The organism is Aeromonas sp. R10-2 (assembly GCF_040908445.1).
Lineage (GTDB): Bacteria > Pseudomonadota > Gammaproteobacteria > Enterobacterales > Aeromonadaceae > Aeromonas > Aeromonas veronii.
Window position 1 is genome coordinate 26,250 of sequence record NZ_JBFODS010000102.1, and the last position, 15,139, is coordinate 41,388.

Genomic DNA, 15,139 nt, shown 5'->3' on the forward strand with positions numbered 1-15,139 from the left:
TGTTTTAATCTGAGTTCATTGTGGTTTATCGGGATTTAATTCTCAAAAAGCGAGACTGAAACATATCACTGCCATTGCGGGGTTTAGCCAGCGAGATTGGGAATGGAATCTGGATCGCAGAATGAAACAAAACTGATATTGGTGATTTTTGTGAAATATAAAACCAAAATTTTATCCACTGTCATTTTTTTATTTTGGCTAATCAGGTGTTTTCAGAATTACGTGAAAAATCGTACCATTTCTCGCCGACCGATTGTGATGTTTCACTATCATTTTGCCGCTTTGCCAGCGTATCACGCTGTTCAAGAGCGCCTTGACCAGCGGATCACACCGGCCATCACCCGGGGCAACTTCCCTGAAAAAGCAGGTGGCCATCGGGCCGCCTGCTTGTCTGGTGTGATGATATCGCTATCCGCCTAGTGGGCCAGAATGTTGCCCCAGGCGAGATCCGGATCTCCCATCACGATAAAGTCAGGGTTCTCCAGCGATTCGGTTTCGTTGTAACTGAGTGGCTGCAACGCCAGGCTGAGGATGCGGCCACCGGCCGCCTCGACGATGCACTGGGCGGCGGCGGTGTCCCACTCGCCGGTGGGGCCGAGCCTTACGTAGCAATCGGCTGCCCCTTCCGCCACCAGACAGGATTTGAGGGAGCTGGAACCAAGCGGGATCAGCTCGTAGTTGATGGCCGGGTTGAGGCGGCGGGTGAGGTTCTCCAGCTTCTGGCGGCGGCTGATGGCGACCACCAGCGAGTCGGGCTGGTCATGCTCGTGGTGCATGGCGCTGATGGGCAACACCTCGCCATTCACCTCCTTGAAGGCGCCGTAGCCGCGCACTGCCCAGTAGAGCACGTTGGACTCGGGAGCATAGATGACCCCGAGCACCGGCACATTGTCCCGCACCAGGGCGATCAGGGTGGCGAAATCGCCGCTACCCGCGATAAATTCGCCGGTACCGTCGAGGGGATCCACCAGCCAGTACTGCCGCCAGTTGGATCGCTGACTGAAGGGGATGTCGGCCGCCTCTTCGGTCAGCACGGGAACGTGGGGAGTGAGCGCCGAGAGCGCCTGTTTGAGGTAGGCATCGGCAGCAAGATCGGCACTGGTGACCGGGGTCGCATCCTCCTTCAGCTGACGCTCGAACTGACCGCCATGATAGATGTCGTGAAGGATCCTTCCGGCTTCGCGGGCAATCTCCTTGACCCCCGGCACCCAGGCCAACAACTCCTGCATCTCGTTATCCTCTGTCTGTTAACTGCCCGTCTGCGGGCTACTCTGCCTGCTCCGCCAGCCACTTTTGGGCCAAGAGCAGGGCACTGATGCTGCGCGACTCGGTGAAGTCGGGTCGCGCCAGCAATTCGTCGATCCGGTTCAGCGGCCAGGGGATCACCTCCAGCGGCTCCGGTTCGTCGCCGATCCGCTGCTCGGGGAAGAGATCCCGGGCCAGCAAAATGTCCATCCGGCTGGAGAAGTAACCGGGCGCCAGCGACACCTGCTTGAGCAGGGTCAGGCTGTTGGCGCCAAAGCCCGCCTCCTCCATCAGCTCCCGGTTGCCTGCCTCGAAGGCATCTTCGCCCGGGTCGATCAGCCCCTTGGGAAAGCCCAGCTCGTAGGAGTGGGTGCCCGCGGCATATTCGCGCACCAGCAGCAGGGTGTGGGCATCGAACAGCGGCACCACCATGACTGCACCCCGGTTGCCGCCGCGCATCCGCTCGTAGACCCGCTCTTCGCCATTGGAGAACTTGAGGTGGAGGGACTCCACTCTGAACAGCCGACTCTCGGCGACGATCTCGGCCTTGAGGATCTCCGGTTTGCTCTTGGGGTGATCCAGTTGGTCGGCTGAGATGTGCTCGGGTTTGCTCTTGTGGGGGTCGCTCATCGGACGCTAGCTGCTCGTTAAAAAATCGTGCTTCAAGAGTAAACGACTCTCACACCGAACACCACGGGCCAGGGATGGCAAAGGGGGAGGAAAAATCCGTTATACTGCCGCCCCGTTTTCCGAGATCCGCGATCAAGAGGCCCGATGCCACACTCCCGCTCCATCACCTTGCCCTGGCACCAGATAAATACCGTCTTGCTCGATATGGATGGCACCCTGATCGATCTGCATTTTGACAACCACCTCTGGCAGCAGCTGGTGCCGGAGCGTTACGCCGAGCGGCTCGGTCTGCCGCTGGATGAAGCCAAAGCGCAGATCGACGTCCACTATCACGCCGTCAACGGCACCCTCAACTGGTACTGCGTGGATTACTGGAGCGAGACCCTGGGGCTCGATATTCGCGCCCTCAAGCAGGAGCTGCTGGCGAAGATCCAGTGGCGTCCCCATGCCATCCCTTTTCTGGCCGAGCTGCGCGCCGCGGGCAAGCAGCTGGTGCTTTTCACCAACGCTCACCCCGCCAGTCTGTCGGTGAAGGATGCGCAACTCGGTCTTGCCGACCATCTGGATCTGATGGTGAGTACCCACGAGCTGGGCTGGTCGAAGGAGAGCCAGCACTGCTGGCAGGCGCTGGCCGAGCGGCTGGCGTTCGATCCGGCCCGCACCCTGTTTGTGGATGACAGCGAGCGGATCCTGCGGGCCGCCGCCGACTATGGTATCGGCTATCAGCTGGCGATCCAGAATCCGGATAGCTGCAAGCCGGAGCAGAGCATCACCGCTTTTCCGGCGATCCGCGACTATGCCGAGTTGCTGCCGCTGGCAATCTGAATTTGTTGAAACGAGAGAGGGCTGCATCATGCAGCCCTCTTTCTTTGATTTGAATTTTGGTTATCTGACGCCTGATGGCGAAAAATCACAGCTCCCGGAACGGGCGCCGTTTCTCTTCCTCGATGACGATCGCCTCCAGATTGGCGATCCGCTCCTGCAACTCTCTGATGATCATATCCTGCCTGCCGAGGCGGTCGGTGATGCGGGCATCCCCCATCTGATAGCGAGCCCGCTTGCCGAGATATCCGAACAATACGCTGATAAATACGATCAGGACTATGCCTGTCCACATGGTCATGTCACGACTCCTTGTCGTCTATAGACGGCGAAAACGCTGATGAGATCTGCTCTGTTTTCTCACAGCCGCCGGGCGGCCGCAATGGGGCCCATTGTCCCTTTGTGACGTAGACAGCTATTGCTGCCAGAGTGGCCGACCGACCCAGAGCGCCCACAGGGTGAGGTGCAGCAGCACGATAAACCAGAAGATCAGCCGGTAGCTGCGCTTCTGGGTCTTGTGACGCAGCCACTGGCGGGCCACCAGTGCACCCGGCCAGCCGCCGCACAGCTCCAGCAGGTGCAGGCGGGATTCGGGAATGCGCCACTCGCCCCGCACCGCCTGTCGCTTGTCCCAGGCGTAGGCCGCCAGCGTCAGCAGACTCATGGTCAGCAGTGCGGCCAGTGGCCACCACTGCTGACCATCCAGGCCGAGCCAGAGGGTCCAGCCCAGTGGCAGCAGCGCCAGCGCCATCATTGAGCCAGCTCCCAGCAGCGCTCCTCATCCTGCTTGAGGGTGCGGATCACCCTGGCCGGATTGCCCACTGCCACCGAGTCGGCCGGGATGTCGCGGGTGACCACGGCGCCGGCACCTATGATGGAGCGCGGCCCTATGGTGACGCCGGGGCAGATGATGGCGCCGCCGCCGATCCAGCAGTCATCGCCGATCCGTACAGGCTTGTTGTAGGCAGTCCAGTTGCGTCGTTCCAGATAGTTCATGGTGTGGGTGGCGGTGTAGATCTGCACGTTGGGGGCCAGCAGCACATGGCTGCCGATATGCACTTCACCCAGATCGAGAATGGTGACGTTGAAGTTGAAGAAGGTCTTCTCGCCGATATGAATGTTGCGACCGAATTCGCAGGTGAACGGCGTGCTGATCCAGCAGGAGTCGGGGCAGTGGCCAAAGAGCTCGCGGCAAATCTGCTGGCGCAGAGGGCCATCTCCCGCCGATGAACTATTGAGCCGGGCCAGCAGCGCCTGACCGCGGATCCGGTCGTTGGCTATCTCCTCGCTCTGGCTATCCAGTGCCCCGCCTGCCAGTACCTTGTCCCAGTCGCTCGCCATTGCTACCTCCTCATGCTGCAAGAGCAGGCAGTATACGTGACTCTCAGGGGCGCCGTCAGTCTGTCACTTGTTGCAGGTGATCCCCGTCAACCTGTGGGCCAGACGAGGGGCAGGATCAGCAGGGCCGAGACGAAGTAGGGCAGCAGCACCCGCAGCCCCAGACTGCGACCGCCGATGCCAAGGGCCAGCAGCCCCTTCACCAGCGAGTTGACCAGCCCGGCTAGCAGAATGCCGCGAGCGGCGACCTCCAGCGCCAGCTCCTTGTGGGAAAGCTGGGAGAGCGACAGCGTGATGGCGTCCACATCGGTGATCCCCGACACCAGCGACAGCAGATAGACCCCGGAGTTGCCCACCTTGTCTTGCAGCAGCGTTGCCATAAAGCCGATCAGCGCCAGCAGCAGGCCGAACTTGATGGCGGTGGCAAGATCGAGCGGGTTGCTGGTTTCCGGCTGTACCGGGCCGTCAGTCAGCTCCTCGCGCTGGCGCCAGAACCAGAAGGCAAAACCGTAGACCGTGGTCGCCAGCAACACGAGCGGGGCGGCGAGGCGCATCGCCAACTCGTTGTGGATGAGCAACACCAGCACCAGCAGTCGCAACCACATGGTGGCCCCCGCCAGCAGGATGCCGGTAGCCAGCAGTCGCTCCAGCCCCCCTTGTTCCTTGTTGAGGCGGGCGAACTGCAGGGTGAGGGCGGTGGAGGAGGCCAGTCCTGCCAGTATGCTGGTGAGCACCAGTCCGGCACGGGTGCCGAGCAGCCGCACCGCGAAGTGGCCACAAAACGAGATGCCGGCGATCACCACCACCATCAGCCAGATCTTGAAGGGGTTGAAGGCATCAAGCGGCCCCATCTCTTCGTTGGGCAGCACCGGCAGCAGCACCAGCGAGATGAGCAGAAAGCGCAGGGTGGCGTGAAACTCGGTTTCGCTGAGAAACAGCATCCCCTGCTGGATCTTGCCCTTGAGCCCCATCAGCAGGGCCGCCAGTACGGCGCAGGCCACCGCCTCGCTCGGGCTCAGCAGCACCGACATCAGACCGAGCAGGTAGGTGAGCAGCATGGCCACCGAGCTGGTGAGGCCAAACTCCCCCTGCCAGCGCTGGGCCAGCCAGACCGAGAGGCCGCAGCCGATCACCACCGCCAGCAGGCCGAGCAGCGGCAGCCAGGGGCCCAGGGTGGGCAGCAGCAAACCGCACACCCCGCCGAGCAGGCCGATGAGGCCGTAGGTACGCATCCCGGCGATGCGCTGGTTATCCCCCAGCTGGCGCACCTGCCAGCCCCGCTCCAGTCCGATAATCAGGCCGATGGCCAGCGAGACCAGGGCTCCGTTGACCGGTTCTGCATTGATCCACATGGCGGCTTCCTTTCGCATCGTTGCAGCCTGATCCCATGATGGCACAGCGAGCAAGGGGGCAGAGGGGCATGGCTCACAGAGTCTGCGTCCGGCTCCCGGTGCGGGTAGCTGAGCTGATATGAGCAAAAGAGATAAGCAAAGAGTTATTTCTTTCTTCTGGGCATAACAACTCCACGGCATGCTGTTCTCAACCCAACAAGATATGGAGTATCACCATGAAACTGCGAATGACCGCCCTGACCCTGTTCTCTCTGCTGGCATTTGGTCAGGCCAATGCCGCCGAGATCCGCCTGCTCAACGTCTCTTACGATCCGACCCGCGAGCTGTTTCAGGAGTACAACGCCGCCTTTGCCAAGGAGTGGAAGGCGAAGACCGGCGACGACGTGGTGGTGAGCCAGTCTCACGGTGGCTCCGGCAAGCAGGCCCGCGCTGTGGTGGATGGACTGGAGGCCGACGTGGTATCGCTGGCGCTGGCCTACGATGTCAACGCCATCGCCAAGGAGGGGCTGACCGCTGCCGACTGGCAGAGTCGCCTCGGCAACAACGCCTCGCCCTATACCTCCACCATTGTCTTCCTGGTGCGCAAGGGCAATCCCAAGCAGATCAAGGATTGGGATGATCTGGTGCGCAAGGATGTCGCCATCGTGACCCCCAATCCCAAGACCTCCGGCGGTGCCCGCTGGAACTATCTGGCCGCCTGGGGTTATGCCCTGAAGAAGAGCGGCAGTGAAGAGGGGGCCAAGCAGTTTGTCGGCGATCTCTTCAAGAACGTGAAGGTGCTGGACTCAGGCGCCCGCGGTGCCACCACCAGCTTTACCGAGCGTGGTCTCGGTGACGTGCTGCTGGCGTGGGAGAACGAAGCCCTGCTGGTGCTTGGTCAGGCGGGTGCCAGCGACAAGTTCGAGCTGGTGGTGCCTTCGGTCTCCATTCTGGCGGAGCCGCCGGTCGCGGTGGTGGACAAGGTGGCCAGGAAGCACGGTACCGAAGCGGTGGCCAAGGCCTATCTCGATTATCTCTACTCTGACGAGGGGCAGCATATCGTCGCCAAACATCACTATCGCCCCAGCAACCCGGCGATCCTGAAGGAGACGGCAACCCAGTTCCCGCAGCTTGCCTTCTTTACCGTCAAGGATCTGGAAGGGGATTGGGAGAAAGCCCAGAAGAAACACTTCGCCCAGGGCGGTCTGTTTGACCAGATCTATCAGCCGGGTCGTTGATAGCTTCGTTATCCATCACTGAACTGGCCCCTGTGCCAGCCGATAGGAGCACCAAGATGAACAAGATCCTCCTGGTTCCCGGTCTGCACAACAGTGGGCCGGATCACTGGCAGAGCCGCTGGCACGATCATTTTCCCCAATGGCAGCGGATGACAGGGCTGCCGTGGGACAAGCCGGACCTCAGGGTCTGGAGTGCCAAGCTGGCGAGCAAGCTGAAACGTCGCCGCAGTCGGGTCCATCTGGTGGCTCACTCCTTCGGCGCCCTGACCGCCATCGCGGCGGCCCGCTTGCAGCCGGAGAAGGTGGCCTCGATCTTTCTGGTGGCGCCCGCCGATCCTGACCGTTTTGGTATTGCGGATGAGGCCTTGGCCGGGCCGCTGCAGGTATCGGCCCAGCTGGTGGCCAGCCGCAATGATCCCTGGATGAGCTTTGAACGGGTCGAATACTGGAGCCGTCAGTGGCAGGTGCCGCTGTTCGATGCCGGTGAGGCGGGCCATATCAATGCCCAGTCAGGTCATGGGGACTGGCATCAGGGGCTGCATTTGCTGGGGGCACTCTACCGCCGTGGTGAGCTGGTGGTGGCACCGGTCAAGACCGCATCGTCCCGGCCGGTCGTACTGGGCTTTCGCTAGGTATCTGTGAAGTGGTTGGAGGGTTGGCGAGCGCGCTGTTCGCTGGCTACTCCATGCCCCCGTTCTTTGAATGCTCCGCTCCGTATTGCTCCATTTCTTAGGTCTTTTATTTATATAAAAGACCTTTTTTTATTTGGAGTGCGCCAAGAGCCTTGTGACTCTGCGGTTAGACAAAAAAGTGATTAGCAAAGTCGCAATTGATGTTTGTTGCCGATGAGGGGAGTGAGCAGAATCACCATATCGAAAATTATTCATAACAGATGGATGTGTTATGCGATTTGGTTCTTATTCTGTCCTGCCCGGTTTTGGCCCCACCTTGGGGTTCAGCCTGCTCTATCTGGGCCTGCTGGTGCTGTTGCCGCTCTCGGCGCTGGTGCTGTTCGCGGTGAACAATCTGACCCTGGCCGAGTTCTGGCAGGTGATCGGTTCGCCGCGGGTGCTCGCCTCCTTTCGTCTGAGCTTCGGGGCTGCCCTGGTGGCGGCGCTGCTCAACGCCCTGTTCGGTCTGATCCTGGCCTGGGTGCTGGTGCGCTACACCTTTCCCGGTCGTCGTCTGGTGGATGCGCTGATCGACCTGCCATTCGCCATGCCGACCGCCGTTTCCGGCATCGCCCTGTGCGCCATCTTCGCCCCCAATGGCTGGATCGGCCAATTGCTGGCGCCGCTCGGCATCCAGCTCGCCTACAACCCCATCGGCGTCGTTATCGCACTCACCTTTATCGGATTGCCGTTTGTGGTGCGCACCCTGCAGCCGGTGTTGCGGGAGGCTGAAACCGAACAGGAGGAGGCCGCTGCCAGCCTCGGCGCCGATCGCTGGCAGACCTTTATCCGGGTGCTCTGGCCGACCCTGATCCCGGCCCTGCTCACCGGCTTTGCGCTGGCGTTTGCCCGCGGGGTAGGGGAGTACGGTTCGGTCATCTTTATCGCCGGTAACCTGCCGATGGTCTCCGAAATCGCGCCGCTGATGATCATGAGCCACCTGGAGGAGTATGACTACGCCGGTGCCTCCGCCATCGCCGTGGTGATGCTGCTGATTTCGTTCATTTTGTTACTGCTAATCAACAAGTTGCAGGCCTGGAGCTGGTCTCGCATCGGAGGGAGCCGGATATGAGTTCATCTGCTATCGCTATTGAGGCGGCCTCTGTGGAGGTGACCCCCGCTCGCAAGGCGCCGGTCGTGATCCGTGAACCCCAGTGGGTCAAGTGGCTGCTCATCACGGTTGGTCTCTGCTGGTTTGCCGCCCTGTTGCTGCTGCCGTTGGCAACCGTCTTTATTCAGGCGCTGACGCCGGGGCTGGCTTTTTTCTGGCACGCCATCAGCGAGCCGGACGCTCTGAGTGCCCTCGGTCTGACCGCGCTGGTGACGCTCTGCGCCGTCCCCCTCAATCTGCTGTTCGGGATTGCTGCGGCTTGGGCCATCGCCCGTTTCCGCTTCCCCGGTCGGCAGCTGCTCATCACCATCATCGATCTGCCCTTCTCGGTGTCACCGGTGATCGCCGGTCTGATGCTGGTGTTGATGTTCGGCAGCCGCGGCTGGTTCGGTGACTGGCTGAGCGAACACGACATCAAGATCATCTTCGCCACCCCGGGGATCATCCTGGCCACCACCTTCATTACCGTGCCCTTCGTAGTGCGCGAGCTGCTGCCCCAGATGGAGGCGCGCGGCCCGGAAGAGGAAGAAGCCGCCATCATGCTGGGGGCGAGCGGCCTGCAGATGTTCTGGCGCGTCACCCTGCCCGGCATTCGCTGGAGCCTGATGTACGGCCTGCTGCTCTGTACCGCCCGCGCGGTCGGGGAGTTTGGCGCGGTGTCGGTGGTTTCCGGTCATATTCGCGGCCAGACCAATACCCTGCCGCTGCATATCGAGATCCTCTACAACGAGTACCAGACCGGCGCCGCCTTCGCGGTGGCAAGCCTCTTGGCTCTGTTCGGGATCTTCACCCTGCTGGGTGAAACCCTGTTGGCCCGGCTGCGTGCCCAGCCCACCAAATCTCACTGAATCACCGTTTTAAAGAGGCAGCCATGAGCATTCAGGTTCAACAACTCAACAAGCATTTCAATCAGTACGCGGCGCTGGCAGACATCAACCTCGACTTTCACGACGGTGAGCTGGTGGCCCTGCTTGGCCCCTCCGGCTGTGGCAAAACCACCCTGCTGCGGATCATCGCCGGGCTGGAGCAGGCCGACAGTGGCAGCGTGATCATCCGCGGTGAGGACGCCTCGGATCTCCATGTGCGCGAGCGCAACGTCGGCTTCGTGTTCCAGCACTATGCCCTGTTTCGCCATATGACGGTGTTCGAGAACGTGGCGTTTGGCCTGCGGGTCAAACCGCGCAGTGAGCGCCCGGCCGAGGCGGCCATTCGCGCCCGGGTCAAGGAGCTGCTTGATCTGGTACAGCTTAGCCACGTGGCCGAGCGCTATCCGACCCAGCTCTCCGGCGGCCAGCGTCAGCGGGTCGCGCTGGCCCGCGCGCTGGCGGTACAGCCCAAGGTACTGCTCTTGGACGAGCCCTTCGGTGCCCTCGATGCTCAAGTGCGCAAGGAGCTGCGCCGCTGGCTGCGCGAGCTGCACGACGAGCTGCACGTCACCAGCCTGTTTGTGACTCACGATCAGGAAGAAGCCTTGGAGGTAGCGGATCGGGTAGTGCTGATGAACGCCGGACGGGTCGAGCAGATCGGCACCCCGGCCGAGGTCTACGACCAGCCTGCCAGCTCCTTCGTCCACAGCTTTCTTGGCAGCGTGAACCAGTTCCGCGGTCGGGTGGCGGAGCAGGGATTCGGTGTCGGCGAGCAGCTGCTCGGCGGGCCGTCGGCTTCTCATCTTGCTCACGGCAGTGCCGCCATCGCCTATGTCCGTCCCCATGAACTGGATATTTTGCCAGCCGATGCGCCGGGCGGGATCCGCGCCACCATCACCCGTCTGCTGCCCATGGGGCCACGCATTCGGGTGGAGCTGCGTGGTGACGGTGAGACCAAAGGTGCCCATTACGAGGCGGAGCTGACCAAAGAGGCAGCCAAGCTGTTTGCGCCGGGGCAGGGGGTGAAGCTGGTGGCCAGACAGGCGCAGTTCTATCCCGACTACCAGATTTGATGCTGTGTTGCGGGCGGTGTGGCCGCCCGGTTCAGGCTGTTAGCTGGGCGTGATCCCGGCCATATAACAAAAATGAGGGGGGTGACCAGCTTGTGTCGCCCACCCTTCGCAGGAGGCGACAAGGTGAATTTTCAGCAGTTACGTATTATCCGGGAGGCAGCGCGGCGGGATTACAACCTGACCGAGGTGGCCAATGCCCTTTTTACCTCGCAATCCGGGGTGAGTCGCCATATCCGCGAGCTGGAAGAGGAGCTCGGTATCGAGCTCTTTATCCGCTACGGCAAGCGGCTGCTCGGTATGACCGAGCCTGGCAAGGAGCTGCTGGTGATTGCCGAGCGCATTCTCAATGACGCCAACAACATCCGCAAACTGGCCAGCACCTTTGCCAACCGCGACTCGGGCCGCTTGCTGGTGGCGACCACCCATACCCAGGCCCGCTATGCCCTGCCGCGGGTGGTGAAGGCGTTTCGCGAGCAGTTCCCGCTGGTACAGCTGGAGCTTCGTCAGGGCAGCCCGGAGGAGATAGTGCGGCTGGTACAGACCGGCGAGGTGGATATCGGCATCAGCAGCGAGCAGCTCGACAAGAGCGAAGGGGTGGTGGCATTTCCCTACTACCGCTGGCACCACAATATCGTGGTACCCGAGCAGCACCCTCTCGCTGGCGAGAGTGAGCTGACGCTGGCGGCGCTGGCCAACTGGCCCATCATCACCTATCAAGCAGGGTTGACCGGGCGGGTGCGGGTGGACGAAGCCTTTGCCGAGGCGGGCATCGAGCCGCAGATCCTGTTGACGGCGCAGGACTCAGATGTCATCAAGACCTACGTCGAGCTGGAGATGGGGGTCGGCATTCTGGCCGATATGGCGTTCGATGCCCTGCGGGATCAGGGACTGGTGCAGCTTGACGGCAGCCATCTGTTTGCCCCGCACACCGCCTGGATTGGCCTCAAGCAGGGGCAGTTCCATCACAACTTCGCTTGGCAGTTTATCCAGCTCTGTAACCCCGAGCTGGCGCTGGCGGATATACAGGCCCGCGCCATGGGCTGCGAGCCCGCCCTCGACTTCCAGATTTGAATCGGAAGAGATGACAGAAGGGGAGCCAATGGCTCCCCTTTTGCTATCCGGTGGCGAGTTACTTCACTTCATCCCACGCCATCTGCCAGTGGGAGCCGATACCCGGCTCGTACTGGGTGGCAGTGGTGGTCCACTGCTGGCAGTAGCCGCTGTAGGGGAAGGGCTTGCACTGATAGACCTTGCCATTTTTCGGCTGCTGAACCTTGGTACCGGCGGTGTAGGACTTGATGTTGTTCGGGAAGACGAAGTCATATTCGCCGCTGCTCTGATCCTTGAACATCAGATCCATGGTCTGCTGGATGGTCTCGCCGCCCGCTTTCGGGGTGGCCTTGATCACCAGCTGGTGGTGACCTGCCTTGAGCCCTTCCAGCGCCATGGTAAAGGAGTGGCTGCTGTCTTGGATATCTGCACTGCTTTCACCCTTGGCCACGCCGCCGTGGTCATAGAGGGTGTTGGAGACGGCCAGATCGCCCTGTGCGGTGACGGTGAAATCGAGAGTTGTCTTGCCGTTTTCCAGCACATAGTCGCTGGCCAGACCGCTGACGCTGATGCTGTCCACTACCGGCGGCTGCAGCTGTTGCAGGTCAATCTCGACTCGATCCAGTTTGCTGTCTCGATGCAGATAGACGGGGTTCATGCCGTAGATCGGATTGAACTGGCCATCGGCTCCTTGCTGACCGGCGCGGATCAGGCTCTGCTCGGCGTTGATCTTGCTGGCGAGGGCATGGGCCCAGTTGTTCTTCTGGCCCTGCTCGGCGGTGGTGATGGTCAACACGGTCTGCAGATCGGGGCGCTCGCCGTTGGCATCGAATACCCGGGTCATCGCCTTGTCACCCACTGCGAGGTCGATGGAGGGGTAGATGGTGCCTGCCTGGCTCCACTCCAGCGGCGGCTGACTACCATCTTTGAACTTGGCATCGATGATGTTGTAGAAGCTGTTGCTGGTGTCGCCCACTTCCCACACGCCGAGGATCACTTGATAACTGGTGCGCTCCGGCAGGATACAGTTATGGGTCACCTGCTTGGGCGGCTGTACCATGTTGCCATCGATGACGCAGAAGGGATTAAGGTCAAACGAGGCACGGGTGAGCGGCTGGTTGGGGTTCCAGTCCTGCTTGGTGAGGTAGTAGCGCCAGTTGCGGGTGACGTGGTTTGCGGTGAAGGTCCAGCTGATGGCGAAGGGGCCGGGCTGTACTTCACGCTTGGTCCAGCGGTCGCTGGTCTGGATGTTCAGCTCGCTCCAGCGCGGGCTGCCCGCCGAGGCGATTTGACCATCCTGCGGGCCGGTTTGCGGGAAGCCTGATGGGCCCTCCACGCTCTGGGGTTCCCACTGCACGCCGCCACACTGGCTGTTGCCGCCGGTTTTGCACAGATAGTTGCGGCTCTCTGGCTGGCTGATGTAGCCATGAGCCAGGGCGCTGCCGCTGGCCAGCAGAGCCAGCACCGCTGCGATGTGATGGAGTTGGATTTTTGCTGCCATACATTCCTCTGTTCGATAGATGTGGGCAGTCAGTTGGCCGGGGAGTTCCCCGATGCACACTTGCGTGTGGCAACCCCGCTATCCTGGACAAAACGTCTGTAGACCGGAGGCTTTGCGTCCCGACCTTTCGGTCAGTTTGCCAAATGACTAGATGGTTAGTGATGGGCCAAATGTTCGGCCATCAGCATTGTGCACCGCATTGATTAATTATTTGAAGTTAAATGTTTAAACGCATCATCAAATGGCGCGCAAATCATTCTAACTGGCTGTTTTTAAATTGTTCTCTTATCTGTGAATGGCGCCGATTAACGTTGAAGATGCCGATAAGATGCATGCTGACTGCGTGTTAGCGGCGTAAAAAAACCTGCCAGCTGGGCTGGCAGGTCGGGTGGCAAGGCGACACGGGTTGACGCCATCAATGACGGGCGCGCTGTTCTCCAGAGGAGGGAGATACGGGAGCCATCATTGGCGCTGTAGCTGACTCCTTGCCCAGTTTGAACACCGCAAGCCGCTCATCCAGGCTGCGGGAGAGACCGGCCAGCAGCTCGCTCTCCTGCGCCAGTTGCGAGGCGGACTGTGACATCTCCAGCGCCGAGTCGTTGATGCCGCTGACGTTGCGGTTCATATCCTCGGCCACCATGCTCTGCTGCTCGGCGGCGGTAGCGATCTGGGTCGCCATGTCGCTCACATGCTGGATGTGGTTGACGATCAGGGTGAGATCCTGCCCCGCCTGCTGGGACTGGTTGACGCTGCTCTCTGCCAGTTTGCGGCTGGTATCCATGGCGTTGGCGGCGGTGACGGCCCGTTGCTGCAGCTGGGCAATGGTGCTCTGGATCTCCTCGGTGGATTGGCGAGTGCGGCTGGCCAGCTGGCGCACCTCGTCGGCCACCACGGCAAAGCCGCGGCCCTGCTCACCGGCACGGGCTGCCTCGATGGCGGCGTTGAGGGCCAGCAGGTTGGTCTGCTCCGAAATGGCGCTGATGACAGCGGTCACTTCGCTGATCTGCATCACCCCCTCCTTGAGCTGGTTGACCTGCTGGGTGGCCTGCTCCACCTCGGTAGCCAGCGCCTTGATGCCGTGCACGCTGGCGTGAACGTCGCGGTTGCCGAGCCCGGCTTCACCGGTCGCTTCCTGGGTATCCCGCGCGGTATTTTCGGCGTGTCCGGCCACATCGGAGATGGTGGCGCTCATCTCGTTCATGGCGGTAGCGAGCTGGGCCAGCTGATCCCGCTGGCTGGTGACCGCCTGATTGGTCTGCTCGGCAGAGGCGGCGATGCGCAGGGCGGCATCCGCCACGTTGCGGGCCCCTTGGCTGGCCTCCAGCAGGGCGTGACGGATGGCATCGAGACTCTGGTTGGTGCAGCGGGCGACCACTCCCAGCTCATCCTTGCCCTGTACCGGGATGCTCACCACCAGATCCCCCTTGGCGACCCGTTGCATGGCGTGGTTGATCTGGCTGAGGGGGGAGACGATGGAGTGGGTGATGCGCCAGCCCAGCAGCCCCATCAGCAGGATCACGATAGCGGTGGCGGTCCCCATCTTCATGTACTGGGCCCAGATAGTCTGCTGAATATCCTGCAGCAGCATGCCGGAACCGAGGATCCAGCCCCAGGGCTGATAGCCGGATACCATGGAGAGCTTGTCGGCGGTTTCGCCCGATGGGCCTGTCCAGACATATTGCAGGGTGCCCTGTTTGCCCCCTTTGGCGATATCCACCATCTGATACCAGAACTGCCCGGTGGTGGCGGCACCCCCTTCACCCATCTTCTGCCCGACCAGTTCGGGGCGGATGGGGTGAACCACCATGGTGCGGTTCTCGTCGATGACGAACAAATAGTTGTTGCCATCAAAGCGGGTGTTGGTCAGCAGCTTGCGAGCCTCCTGCTGAGCCTGCTCTGCTGGCAGGGTGCTGGCCAGAAACTGGATCTGGCTCATGGCCTGCTCCAGTACCGCATTGAGCCGCGCCTCTCGCTCGCTCATCAGATTACGCTGGAGCGCGTTGGCCGAGATAAGCAGCAGCGAGACAAAACCGACAAACGCCAGTGCGAGCAGCAAAATCAATTTGCGGCTCACGGTAATATCACCGAGCTTGAACATGACTAAACCCTCATTTCCCTGTTGATTTTATGTGGCTCTGTACCGCGGCAGCCAGTTCGTAAGAGTTAACAACTCATTTACTTTCAGTCTCTTGCCGAGCTTTCTCAAATGAGCGTTTTAACATCAGTATAGTCAGCAGACAGCAACCCCCACTTTTTGGTAGCG

16 protein-coding genes and 1 riboswitch are annotated in these 15,139 nt (G+C 61.2%); of the genes, 8 read left to right on the top strand and 8 right to left on the bottom strand.

Translation table 11 applies throughout. From position 1 onward, the window contains the following. The first annotated feature begins 102 nt into the window (after positions 1–102). The gene (locus AB5Y97_RS20040; protein WP_201946978.1) at positions 103–420 is read left to right on the top strand and encodes a hypothetical protein; all 318 of its coding nucleotides are present in this window, start codon (positions 103–105) and stop codon (positions 418–420) included. Here AB5Y97_RS20040 and cysQ read toward each other — a convergent pair. After that, on the bottom strand, positions 417–1,229 hold the full coding sequence (cysQ, locus tag AB5Y97_RS20045; RefSeq protein WP_005357849.1) for a 3'(2'),5'-bisphosphate nucleotidase CysQ: 813 nt from the start codon (positions 1,227–1,229) through the stop codon (positions 417–419). The two genes, AB5Y97_RS20040 and cysQ, sit on opposite strands and share 4 nt — an antisense overlap. A 37-nt stretch (positions 1,230–1,266) precedes the next feature. Continuing rightward, positions 1,267–1,875, bottom strand: coding sequence for an ADP compounds hydrolase NudE (gene nudE, locus AB5Y97_RS20050; RefSeq protein ID WP_198303860.1), 609 nt, complete (start codon positions 1,873–1,875; stop codon positions 1,267–1,269). A gap of 144 nt (positions 1,876–2,019) precedes the next feature. Between nudE and yrfG the strand changes: the two genes are divergently transcribed. Continuing rightward, the gene (yrfG, locus tag AB5Y97_RS20055) at positions 2,020–2,700 is read left to right on the top strand and encodes a GMP/IMP nucleotidase (protein WP_279498995.1); all 681 of its coding nucleotides are present in this window, start codon (positions 2,020–2,022) and stop codon (positions 2,698–2,700) included. Positions 2,701–2,785: 85 nt separating this feature from the next. Here yrfG and AB5Y97_RS20060 read toward each other — a convergent pair whose 3' ends face one another. The 4 genes from AB5Y97_RS20060 to AB5Y97_RS20075 form a co-directional block, all read right to left on the bottom strand. Further along, complete coding sequence (locus AB5Y97_RS20060; protein ID WP_041209029.1) at positions 2,786–2,998, bottom strand: hypothetical protein; 213 nt, start codon at positions 2,996–2,998, stop codon at positions 2,786–2,788. A gap of 114 nt (positions 2,999–3,112) precedes the next feature. Beyond that, positions 3,113–3,451, bottom strand: a complete 339-nt coding sequence (locus tag AB5Y97_RS20065; protein ID WP_335828094.1) for a DUF1294 domain-containing protein — start codon at positions 3,449–3,451, stop codon at positions 3,113–3,115. Beyond that, on the bottom strand, positions 3,448–4,038 hold the full coding sequence (locus tag AB5Y97_RS20070) for a sugar O-acetyltransferase (RefSeq protein WP_335876341.1): 591 nt from the start codon (positions 4,036–4,038) through the stop codon (positions 3,448–3,450). Before AB5Y97_RS20070 ends, AB5Y97_RS20065 begins: the two co-directional genes overlap by 4 nt. Before the next feature lie 86 nt (positions 4,039–4,124). Continuing rightward, positions 4,125–5,387 (bottom strand): DUF4010 domain-containing protein, encoded by a 1,263-nt coding sequence (locus AB5Y97_RS20075; protein WP_335876342.1) that lies wholly within the window; start codon positions 5,385–5,387, stop codon positions 4,125–4,127. Positions 5,388–5,602: 215 nt separating this feature from the next. Here AB5Y97_RS20075 and AB5Y97_RS20080 point away from each other — a divergent pair, with 215 nt between their 5' ends. From AB5Y97_RS20080 to cbl, 6 genes are all read left to right on the top strand, one after another. After that, positions 5,603–6,604, top strand: a complete 1,002-nt coding sequence (locus tag AB5Y97_RS20080; protein WP_201946985.1) for a sulfate ABC transporter substrate-binding protein — start codon at positions 5,603–5,605, stop codon at positions 6,602–6,604. 56 nt (positions 6,605–6,660) lie between these two features. After that, positions 6,661–7,236, top strand: coding sequence for an alpha/beta hydrolase (locus tag AB5Y97_RS20085; protein ID WP_181269280.1), 576 nt, complete (start codon positions 6,661–6,663; stop codon positions 7,234–7,236). A gap of 271 nt (positions 7,237–7,507) precedes the next feature. Then, positions 7,508–8,347, top strand: a complete 840-nt coding sequence (cysT, locus tag AB5Y97_RS20090; protein ID WP_201946986.1) for a sulfate ABC transporter permease subunit CysT — start codon at positions 7,508–7,510, stop codon at positions 8,345–8,347. Further along, positions 8,344–9,234: a sulfate ABC transporter permease subunit CysW gene (gene cysW, locus AB5Y97_RS20095; protein WP_159164382.1), complete on the top strand. Its 891-nt coding sequence runs from the start codon at positions 8,344–8,346 to the stop codon at positions 9,232–9,234. The genes cysT and cysW overlap by 4 nt, the downstream gene beginning before the upstream one ends. Positions 9,235–9,257: 23 nt before the next feature. Beyond that, positions 9,258–10,325, top strand: coding sequence for a sulfate/molybdate ABC transporter ATP-binding protein (locus AB5Y97_RS20100; protein ID WP_201946990.1), 1,068 nt, complete (start codon positions 9,258–9,260; stop codon positions 10,323–10,325). A 123-nt stretch (positions 10,326–10,448) separates the two neighbouring features. After that, the gene (cbl, locus tag AB5Y97_RS20105; RefSeq protein ID WP_201946995.1) at positions 10,449–11,396 is read left to right on the top strand and encodes an HTH-type transcriptional regulator Cbl; all 948 of its coding nucleotides are present in this window, start codon (positions 10,449–10,451) and stop codon (positions 11,394–11,396) included. Positions 11,397–11,454: 58 nt separating this feature from the next. Here cbl and gbpA read toward each other — a convergent pair whose 3' ends face one another. Together gbpA and AB5Y97_RS20115 are read right to left on the bottom strand one after the other, a co-directional pair. After that, positions 11,455–12,876, bottom strand: a complete 1,422-nt coding sequence (gbpA, locus tag AB5Y97_RS20110; RefSeq protein WP_201946997.1) for an N-acetylglucosamine-binding protein GbpA — start codon at positions 12,874–12,876, stop codon at positions 11,455–11,457. A gap of 65 nt (positions 12,877–12,941) precedes the next feature. Beyond that, positions 12,942–13,027: riboswitch (cyclic di-GMP riboswitch) on the bottom strand. A gap of 264 nt (positions 13,028–13,291) precedes the next feature. Beyond that, positions 13,292–14,974 carry a methyl-accepting chemotaxis protein gene (locus AB5Y97_RS20115; protein WP_368158859.1) on the bottom strand — a complete coding sequence of 561 codons (1,683 nt, stop codon included), beginning with the start codon at positions 14,972–14,974 and terminating at the stop codon, positions 13,292–13,294. Positions 14,975–15,139: the final 165 nt, after the last annotated feature.

Coding starts and splice junctions, on each gene's coding strand:
- AB5Y97_RS20040 (WP_201946978.1), top strand. CDS start 103: ATGGAATCTGGATCGCAGAATGAAACAAAACTGATATTGGTGATTTTT.
- cysQ (WP_005357849.1), bottom strand. CDS start 1,229: ATGCAGGAGTTGTTGGCCTGGGTGCCGGGGGTCAAGGAGATTGCCCGC.
- nudE (WP_198303860.1), bottom strand. CDS start 1,875: ATGAGCGACCCCCACAAGAGCAAACCCGAGCACATCTCAGCCGACCAA.
- yrfG (WP_279498995.1), top strand. CDS start 2,020: ATGCCACACTCCCGCTCCATCACCTTGCCCTGGCACCAGATAAATACC.
- AB5Y97_RS20060 (WP_041209029.1), bottom strand. CDS start 2,998: ATGACCATGTGGACAGGCATAGTCCTGATCGTATTTATCAGCGTATTG.
- AB5Y97_RS20065 (WP_335828094.1), bottom strand. CDS start 3,451: ATGATGGCGCTGGCGCTGCTGCCACTGGGCTGGACCCTCTGGCTCGGC.
- AB5Y97_RS20070 (WP_335876341.1), bottom strand. CDS start 4,038: ATGGCGAGCGACTGGGACAAGGTACTGGCAGGCGGGGCACTGGATAGC.
- AB5Y97_RS20075 (WP_335876342.1), bottom strand. CDS start 5,387: ATGTGGATCAATGCAGAACCGGTCAACGGAGCCCTGGTCTCGCTGGCC.
- AB5Y97_RS20080 (WP_201946985.1), top strand. CDS start 5,603: ATGAAACTGCGAATGACCGCCCTGACCCTGTTCTCTCTGCTGGCATTT.
- AB5Y97_RS20085 (WP_181269280.1), top strand. CDS start 6,661: ATGAACAAGATCCTCCTGGTTCCCGGTCTGCACAACAGTGGGCCGGAT.
- cysT (WP_201946986.1), top strand. CDS start 7,508: ATGCGATTTGGTTCTTATTCTGTCCTGCCCGGTTTTGGCCCCACCTTG.
- cysW (WP_159164382.1), top strand. CDS start 8,344: ATGAGTTCATCTGCTATCGCTATTGAGGCGGCCTCTGTGGAGGTGACC.
- AB5Y97_RS20100 (WP_201946990.1), top strand. CDS start 9,258: ATGAGCATTCAGGTTCAACAACTCAACAAGCATTTCAATCAGTACGCG.
- gbpA (WP_201946997.1), bottom strand. CDS start 12,876: ATGGCAGCAAAAATCCAACTCCATCACATCGCAGCGGTGCTGGCTCTG.
- AB5Y97_RS20115 (WP_368158859.1), bottom strand. CDS start 14,974: ATGTTCAAGCTCGGTGATATTACCGTGAGCCGCAAATTGATTTTGCTG.